Origin of the sequence: Thiomicrorhabdus sp. Kp2, assembly GCF_000478585.1 — a bacterium.
Lineage (GTDB): Bacteria > Pseudomonadota > Gammaproteobacteria > Thiomicrospirales > Thiomicrospiraceae > Thiomicrorhabdus.
In genome coordinates this window covers 1,029,034-1,051,878 of record NZ_ARWI01000001.1, presented here as the reverse complement: position 1 = coordinate 1,051,878, position 22,845 = coordinate 1,029,034, and the positions used below count along the sequence as shown (strand labels likewise).

Annotated in this window: 21 protein-coding genes; 17 read left to right on the top strand and 4 right to left on the bottom strand. The window is 39.8% G+C overall.

The annotated features are described in order from the left end of the window. The first annotated feature begins 112 nt into the window (after nt 1–112). Genes A379_RS05030 through A379_RS05010 form a run of 5 tightly spaced genes read left to right on the top strand, consistent with a single transcriptional unit; the run spans nt 113 to nt 5,303 of the window. On the top strand, nt 113–1,474 hold the full coding sequence (locus A379_RS05030; protein WP_040726292.1) for a hemolysin family protein: 1,362 nt from the start codon (nt 113–115) through the stop codon (nt 1,472–1,474). Beyond that, complete coding sequence (locus A379_RS05025; RefSeq protein ID WP_040726291.1) at nt 1,467–2,834, top strand: magnesium transporter; 1,368 nt, start codon at nt 1,467–1,469, stop codon at nt 2,832–2,834. The genes A379_RS05030 and A379_RS05025 overlap by 8 nt, the downstream gene beginning before the upstream one ends. A gap of 42 nt (nt 2,835–2,876) precedes the next feature. Beyond that, on the top strand, nt 2,877–3,305 hold the full coding sequence (locus A379_RS05020) for an ATP-dependent zinc protease (protein WP_040726289.1): 429 nt from the start codon (nt 2,877–2,879) through the stop codon (nt 3,303–3,305). Further along, a complete protein-coding gene (gene rimK / locus A379_RS05015) occupies nt 3,305–4,216 on the top strand; it encodes a 30S ribosomal protein S6--L-glutamate ligase (RefSeq protein ID WP_040726284.1) in 912 nt (303 codons plus the stop codon). Before A379_RS05020 ends, rimK begins: the two co-directional genes overlap by 1 nt. Further along, nucleotides 4,203–5,303 (top strand): succinylglutamate desuccinylase/aspartoacylase family protein, encoded by a 1,101-nt coding sequence (locus A379_RS05010; RefSeq protein ID WP_040726281.1) that lies wholly within the window; start codon nt 4,203–4,205, stop codon nt 5,301–5,303. Before rimK ends, A379_RS05010 begins: the two co-directional genes overlap by 14 nt. Before the next feature lie 147 nt (nt 5,304–5,450). Here A379_RS05010 and A379_RS05005 read toward each other — a convergent pair whose 3' ends face one another. Continuing rightward, on the bottom strand, nt 5,451–6,794 hold the full coding sequence (locus A379_RS05005) for a patatin-like phospholipase family protein (protein ID WP_040728701.1): 1,344 nt from the start codon (nt 6,792–6,794) through the stop codon (nt 5,451–5,453). 234 nt (nt 6,795–7,028) lie between these two features. Between A379_RS05005 and A379_RS05000 the strand changes: the two genes are divergently transcribed. Beyond that, nucleotides 7,029–7,646: a hypothetical protein gene (locus tag A379_RS05000; protein ID WP_040726278.1), complete on the top strand. Its 618-nt coding sequence runs from the start codon at nt 7,029–7,031 to the stop codon at nt 7,644–7,646. 91 nt (nt 7,647–7,737) lie between these two features. Here A379_RS05000 and ispB read toward each other — a convergent pair whose 3' ends face one another. Next, nucleotides 7,738–8,703 carry an octaprenyl diphosphate synthase gene (gene ispB, locus A379_RS04995; protein WP_040726275.1) on the bottom strand — a complete coding sequence of 322 codons (966 nt, stop codon included), beginning with the start codon at nt 8,701–8,703 and terminating at the stop codon, nt 7,738–7,740. A 371-nt stretch (nt 8,704–9,074) separates the two neighbouring features. Here ispB and rplU point away from each other — a divergent pair, with 371 nt between their 5' ends. From rplU to A379_RS04940, 11 genes are all read left to right on the top strand, one after another. After that, on the top strand, nt 9,075–9,389 hold the full coding sequence (rplU, locus tag A379_RS04990; RefSeq protein ID WP_040726270.1) for a 50S ribosomal protein L21: 315 nt from the start codon (nt 9,075–9,077) through the stop codon (nt 9,387–9,389). A gap of 66 nt (nt 9,390–9,455) precedes the next feature. Beyond that, nucleotides 9,456–9,713: a 50S ribosomal protein L27 gene (gene rpmA / locus A379_RS04985; protein WP_029406786.1), complete on the top strand. Its 258-nt coding sequence runs from the start codon at nt 9,456–9,458 to the stop codon at nt 9,711–9,713. 255 nt (nt 9,714–9,968) lie between these two features. After that, nucleotides 9,969–11,039: an Obg family GTPase CgtA gene (gene cgtA / locus A379_RS04980; protein WP_040726265.1), complete on the top strand. Its 1,071-nt coding sequence runs from the start codon at nt 9,969–9,971 to the stop codon at nt 11,037–11,039. A 45-nt stretch (nt 11,040–11,084) separates the two neighbouring features. After that, nucleotides 11,085–12,209 (top strand): glutamate 5-kinase, encoded by a 1,125-nt coding sequence (gene proB / locus A379_RS04975; protein WP_040726263.1) that lies wholly within the window; start codon nt 11,085–11,087, stop codon nt 12,207–12,209. A gap of 275 nt (nt 12,210–12,484) precedes the next feature. Further along, entirely contained in the window at nt 12,485–12,775 is a 291-nt protein-coding gene (locus tag A379_RS04970) for a co-chaperone GroES (protein WP_040726260.1), read from the top strand. A 61-nt stretch (nt 12,776–12,836) separates the two neighbouring features. Continuing rightward, nucleotides 12,837–14,465: a chaperonin GroEL gene (gene groL, locus A379_RS04965; protein ID WP_040726258.1), complete on the top strand. Its 1,629-nt coding sequence runs from the start codon at nt 12,837–12,839 to the stop codon at nt 14,463–14,465. Nucleotides 14,466–14,778: 313 nt separating this feature from the next. Then, the gene (locus tag A379_RS04960; RefSeq protein ID WP_040728699.1) at nt 14,779–15,516 is read left to right on the top strand and encodes a glutathione S-transferase; all 738 of its coding nucleotides are present in this window, start codon (nt 14,779–14,781) and stop codon (nt 15,514–15,516) included. Nucleotides 15,517–15,667: 151 nt separating this feature from the next. Beyond that, a complete protein-coding gene (locus A379_RS12615; RefSeq protein ID WP_051145014.1) occupies nt 15,668–17,056 on the top strand; it encodes a GGDEF domain-containing protein in 1,389 nt (462 codons plus the stop codon). Between the two features lie 371 nt (nt 17,057–17,427). After that, a complete protein-coding gene (gene argC, locus A379_RS04950; RefSeq protein WP_198525649.1) occupies nt 17,428–18,471 on the top strand; it encodes an N-acetyl-gamma-glutamyl-phosphate reductase in 1,044 nt (347 codons plus the stop codon). Nucleotides 18,472–18,637: 166 nt separating this feature from the next. Continuing rightward, a complete protein-coding gene (gene erpA, locus A379_RS04945; RefSeq protein WP_040726255.1) occupies nt 18,638–18,979 on the top strand; it encodes an iron-sulfur cluster insertion protein ErpA in 342 nt (113 codons plus the stop codon). 89 nt (nt 18,980–19,068) lie between these two features. Further along, nucleotides 19,069–20,247: a citrate synthase gene (locus A379_RS04940; protein WP_040726254.1), complete on the top strand. Its 1,179-nt coding sequence runs from the start codon at nt 19,069–19,071 to the stop codon at nt 20,245–20,247. Nucleotides 20,248–20,391: 144 nt separating this feature from the next. On the opposite strand, the gene A379_RS04935 is transcribed toward A379_RS04940, so the two are convergent. After that, complete coding sequence (locus tag A379_RS04935) at nt 20,392–21,513, bottom strand: anhydro-N-acetylmuramic acid kinase (protein ID WP_040726253.1); 1,122 nt, start codon at nt 21,511–21,513, stop codon at nt 20,392–20,394. A gap of 2 nt (nt 21,514–21,515) precedes the next feature. Then, nucleotides 21,516–22,823, bottom strand: a complete 1,308-nt coding sequence (locus tag A379_RS04930) for a peptidoglycan DD-metalloendopeptidase family protein (protein WP_040726252.1) — start codon at nt 22,821–22,823, stop codon at nt 21,516–21,518. Nucleotides 22,824–22,845: the final 22 nt, after the last annotated feature.

Here is a 22,845-nt window from a genome sequence, read left to right as displayed (position 1 = left end):
AATAGGACAGATGTTTTCAAGAAAAGGTCACATAGAAAAGTGACTTTTGTGAAAAAGACTCTGTCATAGTGGTGTAGCATTGGGTAGATTATAGAATTACAGGGAAAATACAATGGAAAACTTTAGTAGTAGTCTTATGGTGATTGTCATTCTTTTAGTGGCAAACGGTTTCTTTGTAGCCGCTGAATTTGCTCTAGTGAAAGTACGCACTTTGCGTGTAGAGAATATGGCTAGAGACGGTGGTCTTTCAGCACGACTTACGCTTAGAATTAAACAGAATTTAGAACCCTACCTGGCGGCCTGTCAGTTGGGGATTACGATGGCCTCTCTTGGTTTAGGTTGGGTGGGTGAACCTGCTGTGGCCAAGCTATTAGAGCCGATGTTCCACTCTATGGGAATGCCAGAAGAGTTGTTACACTTTACCTCGTTTTTAATTGGTTTCATTATTTTTTCATCTCTGCATATTGTAATCGGTGAGCAAGTACCAAAAACCTATGCCATTCGTAAGCCTGAACCTGTCTCTATCTGGGTTGCCATACCATTGCACGGCTTTTACTTAATTAGCTACCCTTTAACAAAGGCGCTTAACTGGTCTGCATCAGCCATCTTAAAAGCCATGGGTGTTAAAGAGGCTTCTCACGAAGAAATTTTTAGTGATGAAGAGTTAAGTGAGATGATTGATGCCTCAAGCACCCACGGTAATTTAGATAATATTAAAGCCGATATGATTCAAAATATGTTTGCTTTTGATACCCGAATTGTACGCGATATTATGGTTTCACGTAGCCAGGTTGATTGGTTGGATGTAAATAGCGATATTGAAACCATCAAAAAACAGATTGTTGAATTAGGGCATTCTCGCTTTCCATTAGTGCGTGGTAATCTTGATGATATTGTTGGAATTTTGTTAGTAAAAGATTTGTTGTTATCAACTTTGGACAGCCAAACCACAACGCCTTCAGATATTGAATCGATTGCACGCAAGAGTTTGATTATGCCAGAGGTGATGGGGTTGCAAAAAGCGTTTGATTTGATGCGAAATGAACGTAACCACATGGCTTTAGTTGTAGATGAATACGGGGCTTTGTCAGGCATTATCACAATGGAAGATTTAATAGAAGAGATTGTGGGTGAGATTGCTGACGAACTTGACGATGAAGAACTTGCTATTAAACAACTCAAATTTACTGAAGGGTTTGAAATAACGGGGCTTATGGCACTGCATGATTTTGAAAAACTGACCGCCTCTAAACTCGATGTAGAACATAATGTGAGTACTATTTCTGGTTTGATTATGTCTGAAATTAATGAGATTCCTAAGGTGGGTGATCAGGTTACCTATCGTGGCTGGCAGTTTACCGTAAAAACGTTAGAGGGCAATCGCGCAGAAAAAGTGTGGGCCATATTAGTTGGCTCTGAAGAAGATGGCATTGAAGTGATTATGCCCAAAAGAGAGGAGTCAAAGAATGTCTAGCAACGAATTTCCAGAAGAGGTTGTAACCACCGAAGATAAACTGCTTTACATCCAAAGCTTGGTGGCAGAACAGCGTGAAAGTGAAGTGTGCGATCTGTTTACAGGCCTGACCGAAAATGAACTCTCTCATATTCTAGAGTCTTTTCCGCCAGTGCAACGCGAAAACCTATGGGTGTGTGTTCCCGATGAGATGCGCGGTGAAGTATTGGCCGAACTGAATGAAGACGCACGTTTAGCACTTTTGCATGGTATCGATGCAGACCAAATCAATGAGATGACTAAAGACCTTGATGCACAAGATACTGCGGAGATTTTGGGTTCATTAGCTCACGAACTTGAAGCTGACGTTATTGACGGTATGGATGAGTCTCGTCGCGAAGAAGTTCGAAATGTTTTGGCTTATGAAGAGAGTGCCGTTGGGCGATACATGCATACCGACACAATTTCGATTCGTGAGAATGTGAAGCTTGAAGTGGTTCAGCGTTTTTTACGAATGAAAAATGTCATCAATAAAGGCACTTTAGAGTTGATGGTGATTGATGAATATAACCGTCTGCTAGGTACTTTGCATGTGGTTGACTTAATAAGACATGATCCAGAATTAGTGGTATCAGAAGTGATGGATGAACCTGATACGGTATTAGACACCATGGATGCCATTGAAGCCGCTAAACAGATTCGTTCAAAACACCATCACTTTGCCCCTGTTGTTAATGAGTGTGGTAATTTGATGGGACAGTTAACCGCCGATGACGTGTTTGAACTTACTTTGGAAGAGAGTGGTCAAACCGTGATGAATATGGCTGGTTTAGATGAAGAAGAAGATCTGTTTGCGCCAATTAAAAAAAGTGTTAACGGCCGAACCATATGGCTTGGAATTAATTTAGCCACCGCATTTTTAGCAGCGGCCGTGATTGGTCAGTTTGAGGCGGTGATTGCACAAGTGGTTGCTTTAGCCGTTTTAATGCCCGTTGTGGCGAGTATGGGCGGTATTGCAGGTAGCCAAACCTTAACGCTAACTATTCGTGGTTTAGCGATGGGTAAAATTGGTGGTTCTAACCGGGTGGTTCTTTTCAATAAAGAATTTTGGATTGGCATTATAAATGGTCTAATTTGGGCGGTAATTGTCGCTATAATTGCACAGCTATGGTTTGATGATATTATGATAAGTACAGTCATTGGTTTGGCGATATTGATTAATATGATTGCCGCCGCAATATCGGGTGTTGTGGTGCCTTTAATTTTGAAAAGATTTGGTCAGGATCCAGCACTATCTGGTGCTGTGATTTTAACTACCGTCACAGACGTTGTAGGTTTTTTATCTTTCCTTGGTTTAGCCACATTATTAATTTTGAATTAAAAAAGCTTTGCAAAGCTATCAGAGAATTAAAAAGGATCAGCTATGTCCAAAACAGTTGGTTGGTGTGAATGGGTAAGGCTACCCGAATTGGGTATTGAGCGCTTAGAGTGCAAAGTGGATACAGGAGCTAAAAACTCTGCATTGCACGCTTTTGAGGTTGACCCTTTTCAAAAAGATGGGCAGGAATGGGTACGTTTTTCAATTCATATTGATGACAAGGATCTTACAAAAATTAAGACTTGTGAAGCCTTAGTTCAAGATATCCGAACCGTGACCGATTCTGGAGGAAATAATACCGAAAGATTTTTTATAGAAACCGCACTCGAAATTGGCGATTTTAAACTACAAATCCCTATTTCATTGACGAGCAGAGATACAATGGCATTTAAGATGTTATTAGGGCGAACTGCTCTTAGAAAAGCTGGATTAATTGTTGATTCAGCAGAATCATACTTACAAGGAATCAAATAATGAAACTTGCCATTTTATCGAGAGGGCCGAAGCTTTATTCCACTCGTCGATTAGTAGAAGCGGCTGAAGCTCGTGGTCATGAAGTGCGTGTAATTGATGCATTGCGTTGTTATATGAATATAAACTCTGTACATCCTGAAATTCATTATAAAGGTGAAGTTTTAGAGGGGTTTGATGCCGTTATTCCACGTATTGGCGCATCAGTCACTTTTTATGGTACAGCGGTTTTACGTCAGTTTGAAATGATGAATGTTTATCCGTTAAACGAGTCGGTTTCTATTAGCCGCTCACGCGATAAATTAAGAAGTTTACAGTTATTGTCCCGTAAAGGGATTGGTTTGCCAGTTACAGGGTTTGCGCACTCTCCAGATGATGTGGATGATTTATTAAAAACCGTTGGTGGAGCCCCAGTTGTGATTAAACTCCTTGAAGGGACTCAAGGAGTTGGTGTTGTTTTAGCCGATACACACTCTGCGGCCACCAGTGTTATTCAAGCTTTTAATGGTTTAAATGCCAATATCTTGGTACAAGAGTTCATTAAAGAAGCGGGTGGTGCCGATATACGTTGTTTTGTGGTCGGTGGTAAAGTGATTGCCGCTATGAAACGTCAAGGTAAAGAGGGTGAGTTCCGTTCAAATCTTCACCAAGGTGGTTCTGCCTCTTTAATTAAAATTTCTGCAGCGGAAAGAGCAACCGCTGTCAATGCCGCAAAAGCGATGGGCTTAAATGTCTGTGGTGTGGATTTACTGCGTTCGAATCATGGCCCAGTGGTTATGGAAGTGAACTCATCACCAGGCCTGGAAGGTATTGAAGGCGCAACGGGTAAAGACATCGCCAGTATGATTATTCAGTTTATTGAAACCAATGCTAATAAAAAATTAAATCGGACGAAAACTGTTGGAAAAGGCTAATTCAGTTAGAGAAAAGGTCATTAAAAACCAACCGGTTACGATTGGTAATGTGACGGTTAATCCAGGTGAGAAAAAAACCATTGATTTGCAGGTTGGTAAGCTCTATACCCATAGTGAATTGACGATGCCAGTGCAAGTTTGGTGTGGTAAGCAAGCTGGGCCAGTGCTATTTATCAGCGCAGCGATTCATGGAGATGAATTGAACGGCGTTGAAATTATTCGTCGTCTCTTAAAAGTTAAGGCTTTACAGCGATTAAAAGGTACCTTGATTACCGTACCTATTGTCAACTTACATGGCTTTATTAACCACAGTCGTTATTTACCTGACCGCCGAGATTTGAACCGTTGTTTTCCAGGTTCAAAATCGGGCTCCATTGCTGGGCGTTTAGCGCATATATTCTTAAATGAAATTGTAAAAAAGGCCTCGCATGGAATTGACTTACATACGGGGGCGATTAATCGTACCAACTTGCCACAAATCCGCGCTGATTTAGACAATGAAGAAGTTAAGTCTATGGCGGAGTCATTTGGTTCGCCAGTAATGCTCAATGCCAACTTGCGGGATGGTTCTTTACGTGCGGCTGCGGTTAAAAAGGGTATTCCTATTTTGCTCTATGAGGCAGGTGAAGCGTTACGTTTTGATGAGGTAGCGATTCGTGCAGGGGTTTCTGGCATTGTGAATGTGATGCGACATCTTGGCATGCTACAAAAATCACGTCGAAAATTAGAGCGTAATATGAAACCCGTCATCGCACGTGCGAGCTTTTGGATTCGTGCGCCACAAAGTGGTATTTTTCGTTCTTTAGTCAAAGATGGTGATCGAGTAGAGGCCAATAAAACCCTTATTGGAGTGGTCTCCGATCCGTTTGGCGAGCTAGAAGAAGAGGTGTATTCACCTAATAGCGGCATTGTAATTGGCCAAATGTGTATGCCATTGGTAAACGAAGGTGAAGCTTTGTTTCACATAGCTAAGTTTGCACGTAGTGACATTGCTGAAGGTAAGGTGGGTGAGTTTCATGATGAGATGCATGATGACTCAAACTTACTCTACCCAGCAGATGATATACCGAGATATGGTCCTATGTAATAGAAGTAACAATCACATAGTAAAGCAATAAAAGGCAGGGTTTCTCTGCCTTTTTGCCTTTCTAAAACCTTATTTTTGTCGCTTTCTGAATGTCTTTTTAACCTTTACCAGAGTCGGCAAGGGAGGAGGCCTGGTAGGTTTGCTTTTTTAATTTTGTACCGAGATTCTTTCAGTTTGGGTATTTAATTCCTGCAGTAGAAACTGGAATTGAAAATTGTTTTTAAGCAAGGCGCGCCCCGTTTTTATGAGCTTAGCAACATCGGGTTCTGTAAGGCTTAAACGGGTTGGAATGTGGTTAAATTCTTCCGCTTCTTGTTCGGTATCTAACTGGTCAAAACTAACTTGGATAAAATGTGGTTGCACGCTATGGTTTTTTGTTGAGAGTTCTTCTCCCCATCGATTGAGCGACTTTTCAAACAGTTCTGTTGTTGATGCATTGTAACGATGTATCTGAATATCGGTAACGGCATCAATACTTTGTTGAATGGTTGGGCTTTTATTGGTTGTGCTGATAATTTTAGAGGTTTGGGTCGAGGCGTCAACGGAAATGACAGCAATGTGTTCAACATTGTTTTTATTAATCTCTCTTAAAAATGCTTTAGGGCCACCCGAAAATTCAATGGCTTCATAAATTGCGCGTAAACCTAGATTGTCAGTAATACCACCATCGACTAATTGTAGATATGGATAGTCTGAAAAAACGTACAGTTTGAGGTTGTTAATAGCTTGTTGTAGTTCAATATTGTTTTGTGTTTGTGACTCAGAAAAAAGTAATTTGGTTTTGGCGTTGTTGTTACAAGGTTGGTAGTTTTTTAAAACTACAGGGTTAAACAGAACAGGTACGGCAGAAGAGGCGGTAACCGCCTTTGCAACTGAAAAACTGCTGATGTCTGAACAGATAAAATCAAAATAATCTTGTGTAAATGAAACTCTCGCGCCATTGGCTAAGTCTGTGGCATTGATTAAAATTAACGGGCTATCTGGTTTATTTAGGTCTGCAAAGGTAGCGTCTTTAAAGATAGTGTTATTGTAGAGCTGAATCGCCATTTCTGTCCTACCTGTGTCGCCAAACCAGCTTAATGGGTTGAGTACGCCGCTAATTAACTCATCTTCAAAATCTTTTTTAAGCATGACGCTTTCAAAATCTTTGAAAGTACGCTTACCATTTAAACCATAGTAAGCGGCAATAAAGCTACCGCCAGACACAGCACTAATAATATCGACTTCATCTAATAAAGAAGTCGTTTTATTGTTTATAGTGACTTTAGTCTCTTTTAGTTCTTGCAAAACCCCATAGGCCAAAGCTGCAGCTCGAGTTCCACCGCCAGAAAACGTTAACACCAAGGCGACTTTACCTTGAGGTTTGTGCTGTAAAACTGACTTCATAGAGTAGTCGCTTTCTACTGGTTTATAGCGATTGGTTTGCTTAGCATTGTTAATAACACCGTAGGATGAGCAGCCTGTAAGAATGACACTGAATGATAGAATCATCAAAAATATTTTAATAATTTGAAACCGTGGCATTTAATCATGACCAAATAAATTGAATGCACGTATCTTATCATGAGTTTTTTACCTCATGACACTCTGTTTTTTTGCTTTGTTTATTAAATTGAGGTTAAAAAATTTTGCCTGGAGCGTAAAAGAATCAATAGAAATAAAAGTGACAATTTAGACTTTATAAAATTCACTTTTGGTCGATACCTATATTAGAGGTATCTAAGGATGAGACATCAAAAGCAGGTTGGCCCAGCTGTAAAGTATTTTTTTAGGCGCTTAGAAAAGCGTTCTGCGCAAATTCAGCATGAAATTTCTGTTGCAGAAAGTGCGAAGCAAGAGATTGAATTTGAAGAGGTTGAAGGGTTTTTTAGGCAGATTATGACTCAAAATATTTTCATTCATACCGTAGGTTTGAATGGAAAACATGAATCGACGATTTTATCTAAGGCGATTTTTAGCATGAACCGCGTTGTTCGAATTTATTACAGTACAAGTTTTAATGAGGATGATAGTGGGTTTATTCGTATTCGTCCCAGTACACGTGAGCAAACCATTATTGTGGAACGGATGCATGGCTTCCGGCCACAAGCAGAGTTTATGTATGTAAGTAGGGATCAATGTCATGTTATCAGATTTATGATTCGTTGGTTAATGCGCCGAATTGACTGGGATAAAACTCGTTTAGGGAATTTGGATTTGTATAAACGTTTTCTTGAACAACAACAAGCAGAGGTTGAAGAGCAAATTGCTGCGGCAGCTGCAGAGCAGGATGCGGAAGACTTAAGGCGTGCTTTAGAAAAGCATCAAAAAGGTTTAAAAAATAGGCGTAAAATTCACCAATGATTTTGGCGATTGAACGATGATAAAAAGGCTCTGTTTATGATTTGTAAACAGAGCCTTTTTTATATAAAAGATGAACCATTTTGCGATAGGTTTAGTGTGATCGATTAACGGCTAAGTCGGCTAAAGAGTTTAGTGCTGTTTTAAGATCGCTTTCAGCCAAAAGACTAATAGCTTCTTTCGCTAAGTCGGCCTCTTTTTGGGCAATCTTTTGTGTGTAAGCGATGGCTCCTGAATTTTTAATAATCGAGGTGACTTCTTTAAGAAGCTTAATGCCTTCTGATTCTATGGCTCTACGAATAATTGACTTTTCTGTATCAGAGCCATTTTCTAAAACATAAATTAGGGGGAGGGTTGGTTTACCTTCCGCTAAATCATCACCAATGTTTTTGCCAAGTTCTTCGGTATTGGCGGTGTAATCTAGGGCGTCATCAATTAATTGAAAAGCCGCACCTAAGTGTTTTCCATAGGCGATAAAAGCTTCTTCAAGGTCAGGTTTTTTGGCTAAAATGGGCCCCATTTGAGTAGCGGCTTCAAATAATTTTGCTGTTTTACGATGGATGACTTCCATGTAGCGTTCTTTAGTGGTGTCAGCATCATGGCAATTTAATAACTGCAACACTTCACCTTCAGCAATCACATTGGTGGCTTCTGACATTACCTGCATGATTTTCAGTTCACCTGGTTCAACCATCATTTCAAACGAACGTGAGTATAGGAAATCTCCCACCAGTACACTGGCCGCATTTCCCCATACTTCATTGGCCGTCTTATTGCCACGACGTGTATCCGATTCATCGACAACATCATCATGTAATAAAGTAGAGGTGTGAATAAACTCAATAACCGCTGCCATTAACTGGTGATCCGTTCCTTGGTATCCACAAGCACGTGCACTTAATAGAACCAGTAATGGGCGAAGACGTTTCCCACCACTATTAATGATGTAGTGGCCAATTTGGTTAATGAGAACGACATCAGATGAGAGTCTATTCAATATTAACTGGTCTACCGCTTGAATATCGTCTTGAATTAAGGCACGGATTTCAGATAACGTCATGGTGATGTTAGGCGTATTGCCTTCCAGGTATTTATAAAGGACGCTATTTTAGTATGAATAGCACAGAGACGCTAGTATTAGAGATTAGATAGCGTAATCTTGATGAGAATTGTTAAACAATAAGTGGATTTTTTGGCTAAAAAAAGCACAAAATTAGATAAAACAACCCAATAAAAATACTGAATATTTTCAAATTCTTAGGCAGATTTTGTATAAAATACGCGCTTCAGAGCGTGCACGCAATTTACCAGGCCTGGTAAGTTGAAAATATTTGTGAAATTGTTTTGACCTTATGAATAAAAACTTATATAATTCCGCCTTCGCTAAATAAGCGGCTTATTAAAAAGAATTAAGATATCCGGGAGAAAGATATGTACGCAGTTATTAAAACCGGTGGTAAGCAGTATAGAGTTCGTGAAGGTCAAATCTTACGTATTGAATCACTAAATGCAGAAGCTGGTGATGCAATTGAGTTTGACGAAGTATTGATGGTAGGTGAAGGTTCTGATGTAAAAATCGGTATGCCTGTTGTTGAAGGTGCTAAAGTTGCAGCAACTGTTGAAGCAAACGGTCGTGGTAAAAAAGTAACTATCATCAAATTCCGTCGTCGTAAGAACCGCTCTAAGACTAAGCAAGGCCACCGCCAAAACTACACTGAAGTTAAAATCGGTAAGATTTCAGCTTAATATTTGAATCACAAACGGCTGTTATTTCTGAGTAGGGAATAACACTGTTAACAAAAGGACTATACCATGGCTCATAAGAAGGCAGCAGGTAGTACTAAAAACGGTCGCGATTCTAATGCCAAGCGACTAGGTGTAAAAGCATTTGGTGGTCAGCAAGTTTCTGCTGGTAGCATCATTGTTCGTCAGCGTGGAACTAAGTTCCACCCTGGTGAAAACGTTGGTCGCGGTAAAGACGATACCTTATTTGCGAAAGCAGACGGTGCAGTAGCATTCGTATCTAAAGGTAAGCCTGTACGTACTTACGTAACAATCGTTTCTGAATAATTTCAGCCTCGTTTGTTAGCAAGACGCCCCGCTTTGACGGGGCGTTTTTGTTTGTGCGGCAAAAACCTATAAATAGGTTGTGATATTCTTTGCAATTTAAACGGCTTTTTAAGCTTTTATAAGTAAGCTTTGATAAAATAATCTGATTTTAAAAGTTTGCATAAGTCGGTTGGTAGCTCTGTTTACACAGCCTATTTATTCAAGCTAAACCATCGCCAGATAAACTGGTTAACCAATTTAAATAAGGATGCATTCATGCAATTTGTAGATGAAGCCAAAATTCACGTAGAAGCAGGCCGTGGAGGAAACGGAGTGGTCAGTTTTCGCCGTGAAAAATACATCCCTTTTGGCGGGCCTAATGGCGGTGATGGTGGTGACGGCGGTAGCGTTTATCTATTGGCTGACCGTAACTTGAACACTTTGGTCGATTTTCGTTTTACTAAACACTATAAAGCACAAAATGGCCATAGTGGAATGGGGCAACAGAAAACAGGGCCTGCAGGTGAGGATTTAGTGATTACCGTGCCTGTTGGAACCACTGTATTTGATGTGAATGCGGATGAGGTAATTGGTGATTTGCTAGAGCATGGTGAAAAGCTATTGGTTGCGCAGGGCGGACTTCATGGTTTGGGTAATATTCACTTTAAAAGCAGTAAAAACCGTACTCCGCGTCAATGTACACCAGGTGAAGACGGTGAAGATAGAGAATTACGTCTAGAACTTAAAGTACTCGCAGATGTAGGTTTGCTCGGTATGCCTAATGCAGGTAAGTCGAGTTTAATCACGGCGGTTTCTGCTGCTCGTCCAAAAGTGGCTAACTATCCATTTACAACGTTGTACCCAAACTTAGGTGTGGTTGCGGTTTCTCCCGAAACCAGTTTTGTTATAGCGGATATTCCTGGGTTAATCGAGGGTGCTGCAGAAGGGGCTGGTTTAGGAATTCAGTTTTTAAAGCATCTGTCACGTACAGGTCTTTTATTGCATGTGGTTGATATTGCACCTGAAGATGAGTCAGACCCAGCAGAGAATGTAAAGATTATTCAGAAAGAGCTCGAAAAATACAGTGATGAACTTTCTGGAAAAGATCGTTGGTTAGTGTTGAATAAGACAGATTTACTGCCAGCAGAAGCAGCAGACGAAGTTTGTGCACGTATCGTTGAAAAGACGCAATGGCAAGGAAAGGTTTTCCAAATCTCGGCAGTACAGCGTGAGGGCACACAAAACCTTGTGAATGAAATCGCTTATGCGCTTGAGCAAAATCGTATAGAAGCAGCCGAAGAAGAAGCGCCAGTTCGTGCACAGGTTGATGAAGATTTTGATTTTTAATATTTGATTTAATATTGGCCTGTATTAAGAGGGTACTTAAAAAATATGCAGCGTTCTGATTTAAAGAATACCAAACGTTGGGTGGTTAAGATTGGCAGTGCCTTATTAACAAATGATGGACAAGGTTTAAACCGTGTAGCTTTAGCAAGTTGGGTTGCCCAGATGGTCGAACTTAAAAAGCAAGGCGTTGAAGTTGTGATAGTCTCTTCTGGTTCAGTCGCTGAAGGGATGAAGCGTCTAGGTTGGTCAACTCGCCCTAAACTGTTAAACGAGTTACAGGCCGCCGCCTCGGTTGGTCAAATGGGCTTGATTCAGGCTTATGAATCTGAGTTTTCTCAATATGATATTCATTCAGCACAAATCTTAATGACGCATGATGATTTATCAAATCGTAAACGTTATTTGAATGTTAAAAGTGCTATAGAAACGCTGCTTGAGTATGGCGTTGTGCCCATTATTAATGAAAATGACACGGTGGTGACTGATGAAATTCGTTTTGGTGATAATGACACCTTAGCGGCTTTAACTGCAAATCTTATCTCTGCCGATGTGTTGGTGATTATGACCGACCAACAAGGCCTTTATAACGATAACCCGCGTGAAAATCCTAATGCAGAGCTCATTGATGAGGCGCGTGTTAGTCGCAAAGACATTGAAGCGATGGCGAGTCCTGAAGGGGGCGCTTTAGGTAAGGGTGGTATGTACACTAAAGTGATGGCAGCAAAAAGAGCGGCTCGTTCTGGTACGGCCACCTTGATTGCTTCAGGTCGAGCAGAGAATATTTTACCTAATTTGTTTAATGGCCTTCCGCAAGGAACTTTACTGATTCCAGATTTAGAACCATTAACCGCTCGTCAGCAATGGTTGGCAGGTCACCTTCAAGCAAAAGGAACACTGGTATTAGATGCGGGTGCTGTTGAGGTGTTACGTACCTCTGGTAAGAGTTTGTTACCAATTGGTGTTAAGTCCATGCGCGGCAATTTTCAACGTGGTGAAATGGTGGTTTGTTATGATCAATCAGGGCATGAAGTGGCACGTGGTTTAGTCAATTACTCATTTACTGAAGCGCACAAAATCATGGGACAGCCGAGTCATCAAATTGAGTCTATTCTTGGTTTTATTGAAGATGAGTCTTTAATTCATCGAGATAATCTTGTTTTAAGCGAATAGTTTTCCTCTCTCATATATCAAGGCCAAATGTTTTATTTGGCCTTTTTTTATGCCTCTTATTTTTAATAATTTTTTAACTAAGCACTTGAATCGTAAAGATTCATACCCATATTCAGTTGACACAAGCAATTAGATGACTAAAATTGTTAGCACTCTAAGCATAAGAGTGCTAATTTATGAATAAATTGCAGCTCGGTTTGTGAGAATGAAAAAAACTGAGTGCAATTTTTCTGTTTGTACGACTATGAAATTTAACAGACTTTTAGGAGAAACCTATGAATATTAAGCCATTACAAGACCGTGTTGTTGTCCGTCGTGTAGAAGAAGAGAAAGAAACTGCAGGTGGTATTTTGCTACCAGGCTCTGCACAAGAAAAACAAAACATCGGTGAAGTAGTTGCTGTTGGACCAGGTAAAGCATCTGATTCAGGTTCAATTATCGCGATGACTGTTAAAGTCGGCGATAAAGTGATGTTCGGACAGTACTCTGGTCAAGAAGTAAAAGATGACGCAGGTCAGCCAGTTATGATTATGCGTGAAGACGATATTATTGCAATTATCGACTAATCATACTGATAGTTAAAAATATTCAAATTAAATATTTAAACAGAATTAAGGAATTAGAAAGATGGCAAAAGACGTCAAATTTGGTTTAGATGCTCGTGAGTTAATGGTTGATGGTATTAACATTCTTGCAGACGCAGTAAAAGTAACACTTGGACCTAAAGGTCGTAACGTAGTTTTAGAAAGATCATTTGGTTCACCATTAGTCACTAAAGATGGTGTATCGGTTGCTCGTGAAATTGAACTTGAAGATAAGTTCATGAACATGGGTGCACAAATGGTTAAAGAAGTTTCTTCGCAAACCAATGATGTTGCTGGTGACGGTACAACTACAGCAACTGTTCTAGCTCAGTCTATCGTTCGTGAAGGAATGAAGTCTGTTGCGGCTGGTATGAACCCAATGGATCTTAACCGTGGTATTCATAAAGCGGTTGAAGCGGTTGTTGCTGAAATCAAAGCGATGGCACAGCCATGTACAACGTCTGAAGCGATTGCTCAAGTGGGTACTATCTCTGCAAACTCTGACGCGGCAGTAGGTAAGATGATTGCTGAAGCGATGGAACGTGTTTCAACCGAAGGTGTTATCACTGTTGAAGAAGGTTCTTCACTGCAAGATGAACTAGTGGTTGTAGAAGGTATGGAGTTTGACCGTGGTTACCTATCGCCTTACTTTGTAACGAACCAAGAAAAAATGGTTGCTGAGTTAGAGAACCCATTTGTTCTTCTTTACGATAAGAAAATCTCAAGCATCCGTGATTTACTACCGACTTTAGAAGCGGTTTCAAAAACAGGTCGTCCTCTATTAATTATTGCTGAAGATGTTGATGGTGAAGCGTTGGCTACATTAGTTATTAACAACATGCGTGGAATCGTTAAGGTTGCTGCAGTTAAGGCTCCTGGTTTTGGTGAGCGTCGTAAAGCGATGATTCAAGACATGGCGATCTTAACGGGTGGTACATTAATCTCTGAAGAAGTGGGCCTAAGCCTAGAGTCTATTACTTTAGATTTACTAGGTGAAACTAAATCTGCAGTAGTAGGTAAAGACACCACTAAGTTAATCGACGGTGCGGGTTCTAAAGAAGATATTGAAGGTCGTTGTGCGCAAATCAAGTCACAAATTGCGACTACGACTTCTGAGTACGATTCTGAAAAATTAAACGAACGTTTAGCAAAACTTGCTGGCGGTGTTGCGGTACTTAAATTAGGTGCAGCGACTGAGATGGAAATGAAAGAGAAAAAAGACCGTGTTGACGATGCACTTCACGCAACACGTGCCGCAGTTCAAGAAGGGATTGTTGCAGGTGGTGGTGTTGCTTTAGTTCGCGCTCTATCAAAGGTACAAGTTCAAGGCGACAACGATGACCAAAACGTAGGTATTCAAATTGCATTACGTGCGATGCAAGAGCCAATGCGTCAAATTGCAGCTAACTGCGGTTTAGAAGGTTCTGTTATTGTGAATAAGGTAATGGAAGGTGAAGGAAACTTCGGTTTTGATGCGTCTAAAGAAGAGTACGTTGATATGATTGAAGCGGGTATTATTGACCCAGCTAAAGTAACACGTTCGGCACTTCAAAATGCGGCTTCTGTTGCTGGTTTAGTGTTAACTACTGGTGCAGCGATTGCAGATTTACCATCTAAAGATGCTGGTGCGGATGCAGCGGCGCAAGGTTACGCACCAGGCGGCATGATGTAATTTTTGTTTGAGAAGCCCATTTTTACGCCATCTTCTGCGTTGAAAATTTGCTTCCAATGCTCATGGACTTAATGTCCATTCCGCTTCGGTTCAAATTTTCGCCTTAAAGCTAACGCAAAACTGAGCTTCTCAATTCAAAAATCAGACATTGATTTTAAACCCTGTATTTATCAGTTAAATACAGGGTTTTTGTTATTTTAGATTTGAGAATTGATTCAAGTTACTACACCCCGCAAGGGGGTATAAAGGCCTGGTGGCTTTGTAATTTGAATCTGTTTTTGAGAGTTAATGAAAAAGAAGTTTAAAAGTGATTATGGAAAAACATCCTGTTTTGTACTCTTATCGACGTTGTCCTTATGCGATGCGGACACGTATGGCGATTTTTCTTTCAGGTATTCAGGTTGAACAACGCGAAATTGTTTTTTGGGATAAGCCCAAACCGATGCTCGACGTCTCTCCAAAAGGGACAGTGCCTGTATTGGTTTTGCCTGATGGTACGGTGATTGATGAAAGCAGAGATATTATGCTTTGGGCTTTTAAACATTCAGCCGATAAATCAACTTACCAGGCCTGGTTATTTTCAAAAAACAGTCGTCAAAGGCAGGCGGTTAATGATTGGATTGACCGCTGTGATAATGAGTTTAAACAGCATTTAGATCATTATAAATATGCAGATCGTTTTCCGGAATATTCACAAGTTTATTATCGAGAGCTCGGCTGTGAATTTTTAGATGCAATTGAATCAAGCCTTAGTTTGGTTGAACCAGGCAACCATTCTGAAGGTTTTGCTCTAGTGGGTCATCAAATTTCTATGGCGGATATCGCTCTTTTTCCTTTTGTAAGGCAGTTTGCGAATGTCGATAAAAACTGGTTTTCAGAGGCGGATTATCCACGATTAAAATCCTGGTTGGAGACTTTCATTGAGTCAGACTTTTTTAAAGCGGTGATGAAAAATAGGCCTGTTTGGCAAGCTAATCATAATCCGCTTTGGTTAAATGAACCAGGCCTGGCAACTAAAAATGAGTTTACGAATAAAGCGATTGCTCAATAGATTAATTAAGTATTCAAGTGTAATAAAATCTTTTTTATGAGTCATAAGCTTTGTTAGCTACGCAATCAATAAAACCATTTTGATTTAATGAGGCTTGTATGGCATTGTTAAGTCTAATCACTCTCTTGTATTTTGTTTAAGGATAAATAAGATGCTTCTGCTTCGGTCTAAATTAGTTTTTATTGTCATTATGATGCTGATTTTGGTCGCCCTTAGTTTTATTTTATGGTTGCGTTATGATGCTGAATTAAAACAATTTTCTCAACTTCAGCACACTCTTATGCAGCAGCAAGCAACTCAGTCATCTAAAGATATTAGCAAAAGAGTCGATTACATTCGCAATCAAATGTCTGCAATCAGTTTAGATAATTCTTGGTTTACAGATCTTTCCAAATTTGAAAATTTAGTGACGGTACAAGAATCAATGAGAGACCGTCTTAAACTCTATTTTCCAACTATGTATACCTATTCCATAGCTTCAGATAAAGGTGAACAGATTGGAGGGGATATTGAACTTTTTATTGGCGATATTTGCAAGGCCGACATTAAGCGCGTTGCGGGGATGTTTGATCCTAAAAATCAATATTTTGACTATGAACCTTATCTTCATGCTAAAGCAGATGCCTATCATTTTGATGTTATGATTCCTGTTTTTGTTCAGGGTAAAAAATTGGTCTTTTTTATGAGTTTTAAGCCCAAAATTCTCAGCAAAATTTTAAAAGAGCATATTATTTCGGAGCATTTTTCTTTCTTGGTTCGTAAAGATTTTCCTGATTTAATTGAAGTTACCCCTGAAGCGGTTAGAAATAACCTAAAAAGAGACTTTAAGTTAACCCAAACTGAGTTAAACCATATTGCTGCAACAGCCTTTGTTCCGCATACACTTTGGAAGGTTGTTGTGGTTGAAAATACAGCTGTTATGAACACCTTTAAGCATGAACGAATGCTAGATGCTGCTATGCTTTTTATCATTTTATTTTGTTTTTGGTCAGCCGTTTTATGGTTTGGAGTGCATAACCAAAATAGACAAACCAGACTGTTTTCAAAATTGAGATATGAGTCCCAGCACGATGCTTTAACAGGATCTGCAAACCGCAGAAAGCTATTTAAAGAAGTCGGTTATGCCATTAATGATGCTAAACATTTAAAAATTTTTAGCGCTATTTTGTATATGGATCTTAATGATTTTAAGAAAATTAATGATGTTTACGGACATGATATTGGCGATTTGTTACTCAAAGCTTTTGCGGGACGTTTAAATGAACTTACTCGTCAAGAAGATGTTGTTGCCAGAATGGGTGGTGATGAATTTGTTGTTTTACTCAATAGTCTTGGCTCCACAAAAGTCGTTGCTGAGATTGCTTTGACGGATACTTTATTACGGTTTAGACGACGTCTCAATGATGAGTATTCACTCGATAATATCGTATTAAGCTGCAAACCAAGTATTGGCAGTGTTTTGATTGATGAAAATAGCAATTCAGAAACATTAATCAATGAGGCTGATAAACGGATGTATAAAGAAAAATCAGAGCCATAAGCTTGTATTTATCTCTCGATTTATGGCGTTCTTGCTGTTTTTAGTCAGTGTTCAATGAGTGCTCTCTCGTTCTTGTAATCGTTTTTAAAAATCACTTTATCTAACATTACATTTATGCTCTCTATTAGGCTCTCCTGAGTAAAAAGAGGTTTGTTTGATATTCAGGAGTTCATTGGTTAGCGCTTTTTCATTTCTTTGGTTATATATACTCGGTATCGGTTTTAACAAAAAACTTAAAAACGCTTCTTCAGAGGGGAAAACGTTTAATTTAATTCGATTATCGCTATCAAAAGTTTTTTTCAAATGATAGATGCTTGTAAAATAGTATGAATATTTATGAATATTTATGAATTAATTTTAGAGAACTGCAAATGACTAAAGTAAAAGTTGGAATCGTAGGCGGTACAGGTTATACCGGTGTGGAATTATTACGTTTATTGGCAAATCATCCAAATGCGGAAGTAAATGCCATTACCTCTCGTGGTGAAGCAGGCGTTCCTGTTGCTGAGATGTTCCCTAACTTACGTGGATTTTACGATATCGCTTTTTCTGAGCCTGATATTGATGTGCTGAAAAAGTGTGATGTGGTATTTTTTGCCACGCCACATGGCGTCGCTATGAAGATGACACCAGAGTTAATTGAGTCTGGGGTTAGGGTGATTGATTTAGCGGCTGATTTTCGTATTGATGATTTGGACGTTTGGGAGTCGTGGTATGGAATGCCGCACGCCTGTCCAAGTGTTATGGATGAAGTGGTATATGGCTTGCCTGAGTTGTTTCGTGAAAAAATTAAAACGGCACGAGTGATTGCTAATCCAGGTTGTTATCCAACTGCAGTTCAGCTAGGTTTTCAGCCTTTATTAAAGGCAGGCCTGGTCGATATTGATCACTTAATTGCGGACGCCAAATCGGGTGTGAGTGGTGCGGGTCGTGGTGCTAAAGTTAGCTCTTTAGCCGCAGAAACCAGCGAAGGCTTTAAGGCTTATGGTATTAATGGTCATCGTCACCTTCCTGAAATTGCACAGGGATTAGAGTTGATGGCTAATGCCAAGGTGAACTTAACGTTTGTACCACATCTCATTCCAACCATACGTGGTATTGAAGCGACGTTATATGGAAAGTTGACCAAAAATGTATCTCAAGAAGAGTTACAAGAACTATTTGAGGCCACTTACGCTCAAGAACCTTTTGTGGATGTGATGCCTGCGAATAGCTTGCCTGATACACGTTTAGTAAAAGGTTCAAATATGTGTCGCATGGCTGTTTATCGACCAGAAGGTGGTGATGTTGTGGTTGTAACTTCGGTGATTGATAACCTGGTTAAAGGTGCGGCAGGTCAAGCGGTACAAAATATGAATATAATGTTTGATTTAGAAGAGGATGCGGGTCTAAATCACGTTGCATTGTTACCTTAATTGTTTTTGTATTAGGTTGGCCTAATTAAACAGTTGGCCAACAAAAACTACAAAGAGCAGATTTGAGTTTTTTGATATAATGCTCTTTCGGCTACATTTAATTTGAGTTAGGCAAGTTTGTTTGGACTTAGCTTGACCAGAAATATAAAAATAAAAGGAAACAGAAATGTCTGATATTCCACAACCGCTTGATTTTACTGAAGCAGCAGCAAATAAAGTGAGCGGATTAATAGAAGATGAACAGAACCCTAATTTGAAGTTGCGTGTTTATATTACAGGTGGTGGTTGTTCTGGTTTTTCTTACGGCTTTACGTTTGATGAGACCCAAGCTGATGATGATACAGTGGTTACAAAAGGTAATGTAACCTTGCTGGTAGATTCAATGAGTTTTCAATATTTGGTTGGTGCCAAAATTGATTATTTAGAAGACTTACAAGGCGCTCGCTTTGTTATCGAAAACCCCAATGCAACGACGACTTGTGGGTGTGGTTCATCATTTAGCGTTTAGTTTCGCTAATAATTTATTTAGCAAATATTCTTAATTGTATTTAATGCCGCAGATTTTGGTTTGTGGCAAACTATTTTTTAGGGCAGTCTATGCAGTACATTCCAGGGTTGGCTGGTGTTCCAGCAACAGAATCAAAAATTTCTTATATTGATGGCCAAAAAGGGTTATTAGCCTATCGTGGTTATGATATTCAAGAGCTAGCGGAGTTTTCCTCTTTTGAGGAAACCACACTACTGCTTTTGTTTGGTGACTTGCCAACGGCTGATGAGCTAGAACGTTTTGATAACTTGCTTAGAAACAATCGCCGCATTAAATACAATATTCGCGAGATTATGAAAAACCTACCGTCAACCACGCATCCAATGCATATGCTGCAAGTGGTGGTAGCGAGTTTGGCAAGTTTTTACCCCAGTACAGAATATATGAAAGGCGCCTCTGAAAACCAAGATTACATTAATGATGTAACGGTAAAAATTATCGCACACATGGGGACTTTAGTGGCTAACTGGGAGTATATTCGTAATGGTTACGACCCAATTCAGCCACGAAAAGACCTTAACTACGCAGAGAACTTCTTGTATATGTTAACGGGCGAAGAGCCTGATAAAGATTGGGCTCGTTTATTAGATGCGATTTTAATTCTGCATGCTGAACATACAATTAATGCCTCTACGTTTACTACCATGGTAACGGGGTCTACTTTAGCAAACCCTTGTTCGGTTATCTCTTCGGCAATTGCCTCTTTGTCAGGACCTTTGCATGGTGGCGCAAATCAGAAAGTGATTGAAATGTTAGATGAGATTGGTTCGCCTGAAAATGCTCGTCCTTATATTGAAAATCGCTTGGCGAATAAAAAAGTGATTTGGGGAATGGGGCATAGAGAGTACAAAACTAAAGATCCTCGTGCTTCGATTTTACAAAAATTATCAACCGAACTCCTTCAGAAAAAGTCGGGTGCAGGCGAATTAAGTAAAGCTTTTGCAACAGCCATGGAAGTCGAGAAGGTTTGTGAAGAGTTACTAGGCCACAAAGGGGTTTATCCTAATGTGGATTTCTACTCAGGTATTCTTTATAAAGAGATGGGCTTTGATCCAGGTTTATTTACACCAATCTTTGCAGTAGCACGTTCTGCAGGTTGGATGGCGCATTGGCGTGAACAGTTACAGAACAATAAAATCTTTAGGCCAACACAGGTCTATACAGGTTCTGGAAAGTCTTGTTATATTCCAGTGAATCAGCGTGGCAATGGCGATAACGATCTTTTGTAAAGATAAACCGTGTTATTCCGTAAATAAACCCAGTTCATTGAGAGATGAACTGGGTTTTTTATTGTTTTAAAGAAAGCAGTTAAGCATGCAGTCTTATGCTTTGGGACTAATGGGATGAGCTGATTGAATTAGCTGAATTTTACGTTATGGATGCCAAATTCCGCCAAGAACAGCATCTCGATTAGCACCTGTAACAGCGGATAGTTGCACTGTTTTGTTGTGTAGTCTTTGTTCTGCAAGCCAAGCAAACATCATCGCCTCTATCGCATCAGGGTTCATATTGTTGTTTTGACTGCTTGCTACCATGTGCTTAGGTAGATGCTGTTGAATTCTTGAAACAAGAAAATCATTATGTGCGCCACCACCTACAATCCATACGTTCGCTTTTTCAGTTGTGTTTAAATTAATGGTTTTGATTTGCTGACTGATTGAAATAGCAGTGACTTCACATAACGTTGCCAGCAAGTCAAAGTGGTTGATTTCAATACTATGCTCGCTGAGCATTGAGTTAACCCATTCTGAATGAAAGGTGTCTCTTCCTGTGCTTTTAGGTGCGCTTAACGTAAAGTAAGGGTGTGCTAATAAGTGCTTTAATAGCGCTGGTTGAATACGACCTTTTTGGGCATTTATACCATTGGGATCATAGTCTAATTTAAGGTGGTTTTGACAGATGTCATCCATCAATGCATTACCAGGCCCAGTGTCCCATCCAAGCACTTTTTGTTGGCTAGTAACAGCAGGTATATAGCTCATATTTGCAATGCCACCTATATTAATAACAAAGGTATCAGAACCATTTGCAAATAGTCTGTGGTGAAAAGCAGGTGCAAACGGGGCACCTTGTCCACCTAAAGCCATATCATCAACTCTAAAATCAGCCACGGTAGTAATGCCAGTCGTCTTGGCAATAAAAGCAGGATGTCCAATCTGCAAGGACATTGGAATTTCTGGAGCGTGAAAAATGGTTTGTCCATGGCTGCCGATGGCTTGAATATCTGATGCTTGCAGGTTATTTCTTTTAAGCAACTCTAGGGTGCCAAGACTAAAAACATCGGCGACGTTTTTTTGAAGTGAACACAGGGTGTGTAATGCAATATTGGGTTGTGAATTTAGCTGAATAAGTGTCTGTTTCAGTTCACTAGGCAGTTGATGGGTTAAAAAATCGATCAGTTTAATGTTGTTCTGGGAGATTTCTATTAAAGCTGCATCTACTCCATCGGCACTGGTGCCAGACATTAAACCAATGAAGTAATGAGGCTTGGGCATTACTACTCAAAACTCCGAGCAATATGGGTGTGCGTATTTAATCGGTTGAGCTGACTCAGCAAGAACTGGCTGTTTTGGTTAAATTTGTCTTTATACTTGCTGGCAATAGGTCCCGCAGCTGGAAACTTTACCTTTAAAGGGTCTACGTGCTTGCCATTGATGCGGAACTCATAGTGTAAGTGCACACCAGTTGCCAGGCCTGTCATACCCATATAACCAATGACGTCACCTTGTTTAACAAATTGACCTTTTTTATATTTGCCAAACTTATTAAGGTGACCATACACCGTCATGTATTTGCCAGCGTGTTGCACTTTAATATGGTTCCCATAGCCATTACCCCAGCCACGTGCAATAATTTTTCCGTTTCCTGTCACTCTAATGGGGGTGTTTTTTGGACCGCCATAATCCACGCCACGGTGAGAGCGCCATTTTTTTAAAACAGGGTGAAAACGTTTAGGATTAAATTTAGAGGTAATGCGAACGTAATCAACGGGAGCTCGTAAGAAAGCTTTTTTTAGGTTTTTGCCGTTTTCATCATAAAAGCCAATAATGCCTTTTTTGTCACGAAGAATAAATGCATTGTGTTTATCTTTACCGCCGTCAGTGGTAATTTGCGCCGCAAGCACATCGCCATCGCCTAAATACTCTCCATTTAGATAACGAGTTTCATAAATAACTTTAAGGGTATCGCCTTTGCGTAACTCTCTTACAAAATCGATATCCCAGGCAAACATATCGGCAATATTCATAATGCTTTTAGCGCTTAAACCAGCTTTTTCCGCGGCCAAATAAAAAGCACCATCAATGGTTCCATAAGCCGTTTCAGTACGAATTTCTACTTTAGATCGCTTCTCATGGATTTGGTAACCCGTGTCGGTTTTAACCACTTCGTAAGCAAGAGTTCTCGATTTAGGGTAGAGGATTTTTTGTAGATTATCATTTTTATCTACCCAAATTTTGAGTTCATCACCCACCCGTAAATTGGTAATTAAATTACTGTTACTTAAGCGACCAATATTGTAAGTTGTTGAAGCATTGATTTTGACCTTATCTAACGCGGTGCTGAGTGAGTCGTTTTTACCAATCTTGACTGTATGTTCTTTCCAGGCTTGTTCAACCAAGTCATCATTGTTTTTAACCTGAACACTTTTGTTTTCTGAAGATTTTATTTCAGGAAGAGGCAAGGTTGTTATTTCTAAAGGTAAATTGGCAACAGAGGGGGTAGGTAACAGGCTAATTACGCCCACAGCTAGAGTCAGTGACAGTGCAAGTTTAGAAAGTTTTGGTGATATGGGCCAATTTTTCATATGTAATCTTGTGTTTTTTGTT

What these genes read in the sequence shown, in the direction of transcription:
- groL (WP_040726258.1), top strand. Translation starts at nt 12,837, where the DNA reads ATGGCAAAAGACGTCAAATTTGGTTTAGATGCTCGTGAGTTAATGGTT.
- argC (WP_198525649.1), top strand. Translation starts at nt 17,428, where the DNA reads ATGACTAAAGTAAAAGTTGGAATCGTAGGCGGTACAGGTTATACCGGT.
- rpmA (WP_029406786.1), top strand. Translation starts at nt 9,456, where the DNA reads ATGGCTCATAAGAAGGCAGCAGGTAGTACTAAAAACGGTCGCGATTCT.
- A379_RS04970 (WP_040726260.1), top strand. Translation starts at nt 12,485, where the DNA reads ATGAATATTAAGCCATTACAAGACCGTGTTGTTGTCCGTCGTGTAGAA.
- A379_RS04940 (WP_040726254.1), top strand. Translation starts at nt 19,069, where the DNA reads ATGCAGTACATTCCAGGGTTGGCTGGTGTTCCAGCAACAGAATCAAAA.
- A379_RS05020 (WP_040726289.1), top strand. Translation starts at nt 2,877, where the DNA reads ATGTCCAAAACAGTTGGTTGGTGTGAATGGGTAAGGCTACCCGAATTG.
- A379_RS04960 (WP_040728699.1), top strand. Translation starts at nt 14,779, where the DNA reads ATGGAAAAACATCCTGTTTTGTACTCTTATCGACGTTGTCCTTATGCG.
- A379_RS05005 (WP_040728701.1), bottom strand. Translation starts at nt 6,794, where the DNA reads ATGATTCTATCATTCAGTGTCATTCTTACAGGCTGCTCATCCTACGGT.
- ispB (WP_040726275.1), bottom strand. Translation starts at nt 8,703, where the DNA reads ATGACGTTATCTGAAATCCGTGCCTTAATTCAAGACGATATTCAAGCG.
- erpA (WP_040726255.1), top strand. Translation starts at nt 18,638, where the DNA reads ATGTCTGATATTCCACAACCGCTTGATTTTACTGAAGCAGCAGCAAAT.
- A379_RS05000 (WP_040726278.1), top strand. Translation starts at nt 7,029, where the DNA reads ATGAGACATCAAAAGCAGGTTGGCCCAGCTGTAAAGTATTTTTTTAGG.
- cgtA (WP_040726265.1), top strand. Translation starts at nt 9,969, where the DNA reads ATGCAATTTGTAGATGAAGCCAAAATTCACGTAGAAGCAGGCCGTGGA.
- A379_RS12615 (WP_051145014.1), top strand. Translation starts at nt 15,668, where the DNA reads ATGCTTCTGCTTCGGTCTAAATTAGTTTTTATTGTCATTATGATGCTG.
- A379_RS04930 (WP_040726252.1), bottom strand. Translation starts at nt 22,823, where the DNA reads ATGAAAAATTGGCCCATATCACCAAAACTTTCTAAACTTGCACTGTCA.
- rplU (WP_040726270.1), top strand. Translation starts at nt 9,075, where the DNA reads ATGTACGCAGTTATTAAAACCGGTGGTAAGCAGTATAGAGTTCGTGAA.
- A379_RS04935 (WP_040726253.1), bottom strand. Translation starts at nt 21,513, where the DNA reads ATGCCCAAGCCTCATTACTTCATTGGTTTAATGTCTGGCACCAGTGCC.
- A379_RS05030 (WP_040726292.1), top strand. Translation starts at nt 113, where the DNA reads ATGGAAAACTTTAGTAGTAGTCTTATGGTGATTGTCATTCTTTTAGTG.
- A379_RS05025 (WP_040726291.1), top strand. Translation starts at nt 1,467, where the DNA reads ATGTCTAGCAACGAATTTCCAGAAGAGGTTGTAACCACCGAAGATAAA.
- rimK (WP_040726284.1), top strand. Translation starts at nt 3,305, where the DNA reads ATGAAACTTGCCATTTTATCGAGAGGGCCGAAGCTTTATTCCACTCGT.
- proB (WP_040726263.1), top strand. Translation starts at nt 11,085, where the DNA reads ATGCAGCGTTCTGATTTAAAGAATACCAAACGTTGGGTGGTTAAGATT.